A 12,526-nucleotide genomic window follows, 5' to 3' on the forward strand; every position below is an offset into this window, starting at 1 on the left:
AACATTAAAAATATATAGTTATGTGCGGAATAGTATGTGCCTTTGATTTAAAACAAAAAGCGGAAGTTTTAAGACCGCAAGTATTAGAAATGTCTAAAATTATCCGTCATCGTGGACCGGACTGGAGTGGAATTTTTAGTAATGAAAAAGCCATTTTGTCTCACGAACGTTTGGCGATTGTTGATCCTGCTTCAGGAAAACAACCGTTGTTCAGTGAAGACAAACAACTTGTTTTAGCGGCAAATGGTGAAATCTATAACCACAGAGAATTGCGTAAACAATTTGAAGGTAAATACAACTTTCAAACAGAAAGTGACTGTGAAGTAATTCTAGCACTTTACAAAGAAAAAGGACCTCATTTTATAGATGAAATGAACGGAATTTTTGGATTTGCCATTTATGATGTAGAAAAAGATGAGTATTTTGTTGCTCGTGATCACATGGGAATTATTCCATTATACATTGGTTGGGATGAGCACGGAACTTTTTATGTAGCTTCAGAATTGAAAGCATTAGAAGGATATTGTACCAAAATCCAATTGTTTCCTCCAGGACATTACATGACGAGCAAAGACGGTGAATTTGTACAATGGTACAAAAGAGAATGGATAGATTACGATGCCGTAAAAGATAACGTGACCAGCATTGACGAAATTAAAGTGGCTTTAGAAGCTGCGGTTCACAGACAATTGATGAGTGATGTGCCTTATGGTGTTTTGCTTTCGGGAGGTTTAGATTCTTCTATTACTTCGGCTGTAGCCAAAAAATATGCGCAAAAACGAATCGAATCTGGGGATGTTGCCGATGCTTGGTATCCGCAATTGCACTCTTTCTCAGTAGGATTAGAAGGTTCTCCAGATTTAGCAGCGGCTCAAATTGTGGCGGATCATATTGGAACTATTCACCATGAAATAAAATTCACTATTCAAGAAGGTTTGGATGCGGTTAAAGATGTAATTTACAACTTAGAAACGTATGATGTGACTACGATTAGAGCATCGACACCAATGTGGTTAATGGCGAGAGTTATTAAATCAATGGGGATCAAAATGGTATTGTCAGGTGAAGGAGCAGATGAACTTTTTGGAGGATATTTGTATTTCCATAAAGCGCCAAACGCAAGAGAATTCCACGAGGAAAACGTACGTAAATTAGGTAAATTGCACATGTATGACTGTTTGCGTGCGAACAAAAGTTTAGCAGCGTGGGGAATTGAAGGACGTGTGCCATTTTTAGATAAAGAATTTATGGATGTGGCAATGAGAGTTAATCCACAAGATAAAATGATCAATGCAGAACATCCAATGGAAAAATGGGTCGTTCGTAAAGCTTTTGAAGAGATGTTGCCGCCAAGTGTTGCTTGGAGACAAAAAGAACAGTTTAGTGATGGTGTAGGATACGGTTGGATTGATACTTTGAAAGAAGTGGTAGCTGTTGAAATTTCGGATGAACAATTAGCAAATGCTAAATATAAGTTCCCTTTACAAACGCCAACTTCAAAAGAGGAATATTATTATCGTTCTATTTTTCATGAGCATTTTCCAAGTGATGCAGCTGCTTTGTGTGTTCCGCAAGAAGCAAGTGTGGCGTGTAGTACAAAAATTGCCTTGGAATGGGATGAAGCATTCAAGAACATGAATGATCCATCCGGAAGAGCGGTAGCTAGTGTACATGATGATGCATATGTAAAAGCATAAACACTATTAAAATAAGATTTTAGAAATAGATTAAAACGCTCTCCATTTCGAGAGCGTTTTTTTATGGAAATTATTTTTATGGAGAAGGATACAATTTGAAAAAACGTTATAATTACGCAGAGTTTTTTATATTAGCATAACTAAATTGTTTACTATGAAATTTATTACATTATTTCTTGCTTTATTTTTATTGATTTCCTGTGATCAAAAAAATAAGATTTCCGTTGATACCATTATTACAGATGCCACTATTTACTCGGTCAATAACTCTTTTGCGGAGGCTTCGGCTATGGCAATAGATAAGGGAAAAATTGTGGCTATTGGTACAAATCGTGAAATTGCAAAACAATATGAATCCAAAAATACGATAGAAGCGGAAGGAAAATTTATTTATCCTGGTTTGATTGACGCGCATTGCCATTTTTACAGCTATGGATTGAGTTTGCAGGAAGCTGATTTGCGCGGTACCAAAAGTATGGGCGAAATAATTACTCGTTTAAAGGCTTTTCAAAAAGATAAAAATCCAACGTTTATTGTAGGTAACGGTTGGGATCAAAACGATTGGAAAGTCAAAAAGTATCCTACAAAAGCAGATTTAGATGCTGCATTTCCTGATATTCCAGTAGTATTGAATAGAGTAGACGGGCATGCAATTATCGTAAATAGTAAAGCATTAAAATTAGCTGGAATTACAAAAGATACGAAAGCTGTTGGTGGTCAGATTGAAATAGCAAATGGGGAACCAACAGGGATTTTAGTAGATAATCCGATGGAATTAGTGTTTAAAATAATTCCAAAACCGACTCGTAAAATACAAATAGCCGCTTTGCTGGATGCTGAAAAAGTGATGTTTGATTATGGATTGACAACCGTAAATGATGCAGGATTGGATCCGGACATTATTCATTTGATGGATAGTTTGCAAAAAGCAAAAGTGATGAAGCTTAATGTGTATGCTATGGTTACTGCCAATCAAAAAAATATCGATTTGTATCTAAAAAAAGGAATTTATAAAACGGATAATCTAAATGTACGGTCTTTTAAAATGTATGGAGATGGTGCTTTGGGTTCCCGTGGCGCTTGCATGCATAAACCGTATTCTGATAAGCCCGACCAATATGGTGCTTTGTTGGCACCAGTTCCAGAATTAAAAGAAGTAGCCAGACAAATTGCAGCTTCAAAGTTTCAGCTGAATACACATGCCATTGGTGATTCAGCAAATACGGTGATTTTGAAAATTTACGGAGAAGTTTTGGCAGGCACAAAAGACCGAAGATGGAAAATTGAGCACGCACAAGTTCTGCGTGAAGCTGATTTTGACTATTTCAAATTTGGAATTATTCCTTCGGTTCAACCCACGCATGCGACATCTGATATGTATTGGGCTGAAGACAGATTGGGAAAAGAAAGACTGAAAAATGCCTATGCCTATAAAAAATTGCTTCAAAAAGCGGGAATGGTAGCTCTTGGAACTGATTTTCCTGTGGAGGAAGTGAATCCGATGCTAACTTTTCATGCTGCAGTTGCGAGAAAAGACAGTAAGGAATATCCAAAAGGTGGTTTCCAAATGGAAAATGCGTTGACTAGAGCCGAAACTTTAAGAGGAATGACTATTTGGGCTGCTTTTTCTAATTTCGAAGAAAAAGAAAAAGGAAGTCTGGAAGTAGGAAAATGGGCTGATTTTGTAATGTACGATCAGGATTTAATGAAAGTGGAAGAAAATAAAATAGTGAAAATGAAACCAACGAGCACGTATTTAAAAGGTCAGAAAGTCAAATAAGTTTGTGAAATAACTTTGATGATTTACAGTTGTAACAAGATGTTTTGATTCGGTGGTATTTGAATTACATTTTTAATGTAAAATTTAATTTTTTGTTTTAAATATAAACTAAATAGTGTGTTTGTGTTTTGTATTTGTAACTGCTATCGCATATTTGTCGAGTTGAATTGGTAAAAAATAAAAATATAGTGTTATGTGCGGAATATTAGTCATTATTGGAAGAGCAAAAGATGAACAATTAGTTGGAGAACTTTCGAAAAGAATGTCGCATCGTGGCCCGGATGAAAGTGATTTGCATGTTACCGAAAAAGGACATATTTTAAGTCATGAACGGTTGTCTATAATCGATTTGCATTCCGGAAAACAACCGATACAAGGAACAAAAACGGCCTATATGGTTCATAATGGCGAAATATACAATCACCAGGAATTAAGAGATGGTGTTTTGAAGGACCATACTTTTAGAACGAAATCTGATTCAGAGGTTATTGTGCATTTGTACGAAGAGTTTGGCTACGATTTTTGTAATATGTTAGATGGAGATTGGGCTTTTGTAGTAGTCGATGGAGATGATTTTATTGCCGGTAGAGATCCAATGGGAGTAAAACCGTTGTATTATGGTTTGGACGAAAGAGGAAGAATCTATTTCTCCTCTGAAATGAAACCTATTGCGGATCAATGTAAAACATTTTCTACTTTTCCTCCGGGACATTTTTATACTCAAAAAACAGGTTTTGTAAAATATTACAAGCCGGAATATGAAGATTATTTAAAAGCAGATCAAGAATTAGATTTGGAATTAATCAGAGAGACTTTGACCGAAGCGACTCGTAAACGATTAATGAGTGATGTACCTATTGGGGTATTGCTTTCGGGAGGATTGGATTCTTCCTTGACTTCGGCAATTGCTTCCAGATTATTGGCGGAAACCGGTAAAAAATTACATTCATTTTCTATCGGTTTAGATGCGGATGCTCCGGATGCGTCAGCTGCCAGAAAAGTAGCGGAGTATTTAGGAACAGAACATCATGAAGTTCACTTTACTATCGAGGAAGGAATTAAAATCTTGGATAAATTAATCTGGCATTTAGAAACCTATGATGTTACTTCAGTAAGAGCAAGTACTCCAATGTATTTCTTATCTAAAGCGATTACGGATTTGGGAATAAAAGTGGTGCTTTCTGGAGAAGGAGCCGATGAGATTTTTGGCGGATATTTGTATTTTAGAAATGCACCTTCGATAGAAGATTTTCAAAAAGAAACAATCGAAAGAGTACAGAAATTATTCACTGCCGATTTATTAAGAGCTGATAAATCAACCATGGCTCATGGATTAGAGGCCAGAGTTCCGTTTTTAGACAAAGCTTTCTTAGATATGGCAGTTCGTATCAAAGCAGAAGAAAAGATGCCTAAAACGTACGAAGGAAAAGAAAAATACATTTTAAGAAAAGCATTTGATACTCCAGACAACCCGTATCTTCCAGAAGAAGTTTTGTGGAGGCAAAAAGAACAGTTTTCTGATGGTGTTGGGTACAACTGGATCGATAAATTAATTGATTATTGTGCTACTCAAGTTACTGATGAGCAATTAGCCGGAGCTGCAGCTGAATTTCCATATAATTTTCCCGCAACTAAAGAAGCTTATTTTTACAGATCAATATTTAATAAATATTATCCGCAAGTAAGTGCAGCTCAAACGGTTAGAAAGTGGATCCCAAAATGGCAGGAAAACCAAGATCCAAGCGGAAGAGCCAATGCAGCACACGTTCAGGCAGATACTGAAATTGCTAAAACAGGAGCTACGGTCTAAAATAATAATTTGATTTTACATAAATAGAAAACGCTCTCGATTTTGAGAGCGTTTTTTTTGCGGTTATATGAACAAATGTTAATAACTTAAGAGCTTAAAAAGGGAATTTAACGGTTATATAATTTGCGTTTTTATATATTTGCGTGTTAGACAAAAATTACATTTTTTTAGAATAAAATATATGAGCGAAGAAATCAAGAAGGACAATTATTCAGCGGATAGTATTCAGGCATTAGAGGGAATGGAGCACGTAAGAATGCGTCCATCGATGTATATTGGAGATGTAGGTGTTCGAGGACTACACCATTTAGTTTATGAAGTTGTAGATAACTCTATTGATGAGGCAATGGGAGGTCATTGTGATACGATTATAGTGGATATAAATGCGGATGGTTCTATTTCTGTTGAAGATAATGGACGTGGTATTCCGGTTGGTATTCATAAAAAAGAAGGTGTTTCGGCATTGGAGGTTGTAATGACCAAGATTGGTGCCGGAGGTAAATTTGATAAAGATTCGTATAAAGTTTCTGGAGGACTTCACGGTGTTGGGGTTTCTGTAGTAAATGCTTTGTCCAATCATTTGAGAGCTACCGTTCACAGTAGTGATGGAAAAGTATATGAGCAAGAATATGAAAAAGGAAAGGCGTTGTATCCGGTTAAACAAATTGGGGAAACGACTAAGAGAGGTACTATTGTAACTTTTTATCCTGATCCAAGCATATTTACGCAAACAATAGAGTATTCTTATGATACTTTGTCAGCTCGTATGCGTGAATTGTCATACTTGAATAAAGGAATTACAATCACCTTTACAGATAAAAGAGAATTAGATAAAGATGGGAATTTTGTTTCTGAAATCTTTCATTCTGATGAAGGTTTAAAAGAATACATCCGTTATTTAGATGGAAATCGTGAGCCAATTATTGCGCACGTTATTTCTATGGATCATGAAAAAGGAGAAATTCCAGTTGAGGTTGCGTTAATTTATAACACAAGTTACACCGAAAATATTTTCTCTTATGTAAATAATATCAATACACACGAAGGAGGAACACACTTGCAAGGTTTTAGAACTGGTCTGACCAGATCTTTAAAGAAATATGCAGATGCTTCTGGAATGTTAGACAAACTGAAATTTGATATTTCAGGAGATGATTTCCGTGAAGGATTGACAGCTATTATTTCTGTAAAAGTAGCAGAACCACAATTTGAAGGGCAAACCAAAACGAAACTAGGAAACAGAGAAGTTGTTTCTCCAGTAAGTCAAGCGGTGAGTGAGATGATTGAGAATTATTTGGAAGAAAATCCAAATGATGCTCGCATCATTGTTCAAAAAGTAATTCTTGCAGCACAAGCGCGTCATGCAGCTAAAAAAGCGCGTGAAATGGTACAACGCAAAACCGTAATGGGTGGCGGTGGATTGCCAGGGAAACTTTCGGATTGTTCAGAGCAAGATCCTGCAAAATGCGAAGTATATCTTGTCGAGGGAGATTCGGCAGGTGGAACCGCGAAACAAGGTCGTGACCGTGCGTTTCAAGCGATTTTGCCTTTGCGTGGTAAGATTTTGAACGTAGAAAAAGCAATGCATCACAAAGTTTTTGAAAACGAAGAGATTAGAAATATATTTACGGCTCTTGGAGTAACTATTGGAACTGAAGAAGACAGTAAAGCGTTGAATATTTCAAAATTACGTTACCATAAAGTAATTATTATGTGTGATGCCGATGTCGATGGTAGTCACATTTCTACTTTAATCTTAACATTCTTCTTTAGATTTATGAAAGAATTAATCGAAGAAGGGCACGTATATATTGCAGCACCACCTTTATATTTAGTCAAAAAAGGAAATAAGAAAGAATACGCTTGGAATGACGTACAGCGTGATCAGGCGAATGAAAGAATGGGCGGAAGCGCAGGAATTCAACGTTATAAAGGTCTTGGAGAGATGAATGCGGAGCAATTATGGGAAACTACAATGGATCCAAGTTTCAGAACGTTGCGTCAGGTAACTATTGATAGTTTGGCGGAAGCCGACAGAGTATTCTCCATGTTAATGGGTGATGAAGTACCGCCTAGAAGAGAATTTATTGAGAAGAATGCAGTTTACGCAAATATTGATGCTTAGTAAAGTTTAATTGTTTATTCCGTTCATTGTTTAGTGATAAACGAAGCGATTAACGGAATAAACAATTAAGCGATTAACCATAAAAATTAACTAATAACCGAATAAACTTTAAAATATGAAAGTTACCATTGTAGGAGCAGGAAATGTAGGTGCAACTTGTGCGGATGTAATTTCTTATAGAGGAATTGCCAGCGAAGTAGTGTTGTTAGATATCAGAGAAGGTTTTGCCGAAGGTAAAGCTTTGGATATTATGCAATGCGCTACCAATACGGGTTTTAATACCAAAGTGTCAGGCGTTACCAATGATTATTCTAAAACTGCTGGAAGTGATGTAGTTGTTATTACATCAGGAATTCCAAGAAAACCAGGAATGACTCGTGAAGAATTAATAGGTATAAATGCAGGAATTGTGAAAACGGTTGCTGAAAACGTATTGAAACATTCACCGGACACTATTATAGTGGTAGTTTCTAATCCTATGGATACCATGACTTATTTAGCATTGAAATCTACTGGATTACCAAAAAACAGAATTATAGGTATGGGAGGAGCATTAGATAGTTCTCGTTTCAGAACGTATTTGTCTTTGGCTTTAGATAAACCTGCAAATGATATTTCAGCAATGGTTATTGGCGGACACGGTGATACTACTATGATTCCTTTAACAAGATTGGCTTCTTATAATGGAATTCCGGTTTCTCAATTTCTATCGGAAGAAGAATTGCAAAAAGTAGCTGCAGATACTATGGTTGGTGGAGCTACACTTACGGGTCTTTTGGGAACATCAGCTTGGTATGCTCCAGGAGCTTCAGTTGCTTTCTTGGTTGATAGTATTTTGAATGACCAAAAGAAAATGATTGCTTGTTCTGTTTTTGTTGAAGGAGAATACGGTCAAGAAGATATCTGTATTGGAGTTCCTTGTATTATTGGTAAAAATGGAGTGGAAGAAATCCTTGACATTAACCTCAATGAACAAGAAAAAGCTTTATTTGCTAAAAGTGCTGATGCTGTTAGACAAATGAATGATGCCTTAAAATCGATTTTAGCATAAAAAAATACATATATAATAAGGAAGACTGCTAATATGCAGTCTTTTTCTTGAGATTAATTAATAAATAAATTGGTTAATCTTAACGTTAATTATATATTTGCTCGGTTTAAAAAAATGATGTAGTTCGAGATGTTCTTTTTTAAATTTAAAAAATCGATGTCAAGTCTTATTCTATAAGGTTTAAAGCAAAAATAAATAAATAAAAAATAATTAATTTTTAGTAATAATGCAGAATAAAGGACTTATTAAATTTTTCGCAATTCTATTTGCATTGGTAAGTATTTACCAACTTTCTTTCACTTTTGTTGCAAGCAAAGTAAAAAGTGATGCAAAATCTTTTGCTGGTGGAAATCCTGAAAAAGAAGTAAAATATTTAGATTCTATTGGTAAAGAAAAAGTATTTAATCTTGGTTTTACCGATTTTACATTCAATGAAGTTAGTGACAAACAAATCAATAAAGGTCTTGACTTAGAAGGTGGTATCAATGTTATACTTCAAATATCTGTAAAAGACATTTTAAAAGGATTATCGAATAATTCTAAAAACCCAGTTTTCAATAAGTCTTTGGCTGATGCCACTGCAGATTTACAAGGGAATAAATCGTATTTAGATAAGTTTTTTGATGCTTTTGAAGCTAATTCAAAAGGAACTGTAAAATTAGCGTCTCCTGATATTTTCGCAAACAGAAGTTTGCAAGGTGAAGGTGGTGTTGATTTTCAAATGACAGATTCAGAAGTTAAAAAAGTAATCAAAAGAAAAGTTGATGAATCTGTAGAAAGTGCTTTTGGCGTTTTAAGAAAACGTATCGATCAATTTGGTGTAACGCAACCTAATATTCAAAAATTAGGAAATTCAGGTCAAATTCTTGTTGAACTTCCTGGTGCAAAAGATGTGGATCGTGCTAAAAAATTATTATCAAGTACAGCTCAATTGCAGTTTTGGGAAACATATAAAATTGAAGAAATTGGTAACTTTTTAATGGCTGCTAATGAGTCATTGAAAAAAACTGAAATCAAAATTACTGAAGTAAAACCAGTTGTAAAAGATTCTTTAAGTGCTTTGCTTACGGATACTAAAGATTCAACGGCTACTAAAAAAGGAGAAAATCCTTTGTTTGATAAAATTATTGGTCAAGGTGGAGGTCCAGTCTTAGGGCTTTTCTCTCCAAAAGATACTGCTGTTGTAAACGGATATTTAAAAAGAGCTGATATTAGAATTTTATTGTCAGGTGACCAACGTTATGCAAAATTTGTTTGGGGTAAACCAATGATAATTAAAGATGCTAAAGCAAAAGATATTGATGCTGTAGAATTATATGCTTTAAAAGGAAACAGAGACAATGTGCCTTCAATGAGTGGTGGTGTGGTTACAGATGCTAGCGATACATTTGACCAATCAGGTAAACCGGCTGTTTCTATGCAAATGAACGGTCAAGGTGCAAAAGCTTGGGAAGAATTAACAGGTAGAGCGTATACTCAAAAAAGTAATATAGCTATAGTTCTTGATGATGTGGTTTATTCTGCACCGGGAGTTTCTACAGGTCCTATTTCAGGTGGTAGATCTGAAATTTCTGGAGCTTTTGATATTACAGAAACTAAAGATTTAGCGAATGTGTTAAGAGCAGGTAAACTTCCTGCTGCTGCAGATATTGTTCAATCAGAAGTGGTAGGTCCATCCTTAGGTCAAGAAGCAATTGATAATGGTACTAATTCTGCTTTGATAGGATTACTTTTAGTATCACTTTGGATGATGATTTATTATGGTAAAGCAGGTTGGTATGCTAATCTAGCATTAGCGGTTAACTTACTTTTCTTGTTCGGAATTTTAGCAAGTATAGGAGCAGTTCTTACATTGCCAGGTATTGCCGGTATCGTTTTAACAATGGGAACAGCAGTTGATGCGAATATCATTATTTACGAAAGAGCAAAAGAAGAATTACGTGCGGGTAAAACACTAGAAGAAGCGATTAAAACTTCATACAGTTGGAGGGGTGCGATGTCATCTATCACGGATGCTAACGTAACGCATATTTTGACTGGAGCTGTATTGTTTATTTTTGGTTCAGGACCAATTAAAGGTTTTGCTACTACATTATTGATTGGTATCGTAACATCATTATTCACTTCAATCTTTATTGCAAGAATCTTCATTGATTGGAACATAAGCAAAAAGAATAATTTGACGTTTGTTACAAATTTTTCTAAGAATATGTTTAATAACTTTCATTTTGATTTCTTAGGAATGAAAAAATGGACGTATTTATTCTCAAGTATAGTAGTTGTTATAAGTGTTATTTCTTTAGCAACAAACGGTCTGGATGAAGGGGTTGATTTTGTAGGAGGAAGAACATTTCAAGTACGTTTTGAAAAACCAATTGAAACTGAAACAGTAAAGGCAGAATTATCTAAAGTTTTTGATGGTAGTGCTGAAGTGAAAATTTTTGGTAGTAATAATCAATTAAAAATCACAACAAAATACAAAGTTCAAGAGCCAGGAATTAAAGCAGATGAAGAAGTGAATAAATTGTTATTTGCTACTTTAAAACAGCATTTTTCAGCTGATATGACTTATGATAAGTTTGTAAATTCTTATGATGGTAAAAAATTAGGAGTTTTACAAGCATCTAAAGTTGGTCCAACCGTAGCAGAAGACATTAAGACTAATGCATATTGGGCTGTTCTTGGAGCGATGGCTATCGTATTTTTATACTTGATGATCAGTTACAGAAAATGGCAATATAGTTTAGGTGCAATTGCAGCTATCGCGCATGATGTTATTTTTGTATTAGGAATTTACTCTTTATGCTATAAATTTATGCCTTTTGGTATGGAAATCGATCAGCACTTTATCGCTGCAATTCTTACCGTTATTGGGTATTCTATGAATGATACTGTTATTGTATTTGACAGGGTTAGAGAGTATTTAGCTGGTAAGACAAAAGGAACTTTTGCTGAGATTGTAAATCAATCTATTAATACAACGATGTCTAGAACAATCAATACTTCATTAACAATGATTGTGGTTTTATTAATCATGTTCGTTTTTGGTGGGGAATCTATCAGAGGATTTATATTCGCAATGTTAGTAGGTATTATCGTAGGAACTTATTCTTCATTGTTTATTGCAACTCCAGTACTTGTGGATACAATATCTAAAGAAGATAAAAACAAGGTAGAAAAAGCACATCAAGAAAGTTAAAAAAGCTTTTTACATAATTTTTTTAAAAGAGATTCAGCGAAAGTTGAATCTCTTTTTTTTTAATCTATAATGACAATTTTAAGTTTTTATTTGTAATTTAATGGTAAGGAAATCGATTGGTTTTAAAATAAATTTCATGTGTAAAAAAATATTTTTTATTTTGATTATTGTCTTTAGTTCTAAGACATTTTATGCTCAAGATAAATTGAGTAAAGTAAAATTAGGCTTTGATTATGGCTTTGGCAATGAATTGAAAAATACCGATTATACCTATACCAATAGTTATTATAAACTACAATTATACTATACAATAAAACAAACAAAAAACTTTGAGTATGAGATCTTGGTGCAACCAGAGCTAAACTTTGCAAAACATCAACTATTGAATTTTTATTTTGTTAAGCCTGATGACCCCAATTATATTGAAAAAAGGGAAAGATATACCAAGTTAAAAGATATAAAAGAATATGTCTTGAATATTGGATTTTTGATGCGAAAACCAATTTCTAAAACTGCAAGTATTTATGTTTTAGGTAGTGTTGGACCTCTGTTTACTGATACAGAAACAGAGCGATTATCAAAAGGTTTTGCTTTTTCGGATGTGCTAGCTATAGGCTTCACTTTTAAAATAAATAAAATTACATTTGACATAAGGCCTAATTTTCGTCATGTGTCCAATGCTGGATTACAAAGTTCGAATTCAGGCTACAATACTAAAAATATTGATTTTGGTTTTTCATTTCCTTTATAGAATTACTTCTGAATTTTCTATGTTATGTATAATCTATTAATATCTATGAACTTATAGATTATGAAAGTATAAAATTTATATATTTACTAAATATTTGTTAAAGCTCGCTGTTT

The 12,526-nt window shown here is 34.4% G+C and carries 7 protein-coding genes; all 7 read left to right on the top strand.

From position 1 onward, the window contains the following. Positions 1 to 20: 20 nt before the first annotated feature. The 7 genes from asnB (QLS97_RS06110) to QLS97_RS06140 all read left to right on the top strand — a co-directional run bounded on the left by asnB (QLS97_RS06110) (position 21) and on the right by QLS97_RS06140 (position 12,413). Entirely contained in the window at positions 21 to 1,697 is a 1,677-nt protein-coding gene (gene asnB / locus QLS97_RS06110) for an asparagine synthase B (protein WP_282715011.1), read from the top strand. Positions 1,698 to 1,851: 154 nt separating this feature from the next. Next, on the top strand, positions 1,852 to 3,477 hold the full coding sequence (locus QLS97_RS06115; RefSeq protein ID WP_282715013.1) for an amidohydrolase: 1,626 nt from the start codon (positions 1,852 to 1,854) through the stop codon (positions 3,475 to 3,477). Between the two features lie 193 nt (positions 3,478 to 3,670). After that, a complete protein-coding gene (gene asnB / locus QLS97_RS06120; protein WP_282715015.1) occupies positions 3,671 to 5,287 on the top strand; it encodes an asparagine synthase B in 1,617 nt (538 codons plus the stop codon). Between the two features lie 181 nt (positions 5,288 to 5,468). After that, positions 5,469 to 7,412 carry a DNA topoisomerase (ATP-hydrolyzing) subunit B gene (gene gyrB, locus QLS97_RS06125; RefSeq protein WP_282715017.1) on the top strand — a complete coding sequence of 648 codons (1,944 nt, stop codon included), beginning with the start codon at positions 5,469 to 5,471 and terminating at the stop codon, positions 7,410 to 7,412. Positions 7,413 to 7,527: 115 nt separating this feature from the next. Beyond that, a complete protein-coding gene (gene mdh / locus QLS97_RS06130) occupies positions 7,528 to 8,463 on the top strand; it encodes a malate dehydrogenase (protein ID WP_282715019.1) in 936 nt (311 codons plus the stop codon). A gap of 226 nt (positions 8,464 to 8,689) precedes the next feature. Further along, entirely contained in the window at positions 8,690 to 11,662 is a 2,973-nt protein-coding gene (gene secDF / locus QLS97_RS06135; RefSeq protein ID WP_282715021.1) for a protein translocase subunit SecDF, read from the top strand. A gap of 136 nt (positions 11,663 to 11,798) precedes the next feature. Further along, a complete protein-coding gene (locus tag QLS97_RS06140) occupies positions 11,799 to 12,413 on the top strand; it encodes an acyloxyacyl hydrolase (protein ID WP_282715023.1) in 615 nt (204 codons plus the stop codon). The last annotated feature ends 113 nt before the right edge of the window (positions 12,414 to 12,526 follow it).

The sequence above is a fragment of the Flavobacterium yafengii genome (assembly GCF_030010375.1).
Taxonomy (GTDB): domain Bacteria; phylum Bacteroidota; class Bacteroidia; order Flavobacteriales; family Flavobacteriaceae; genus Flavobacterium; species Flavobacterium yafengii.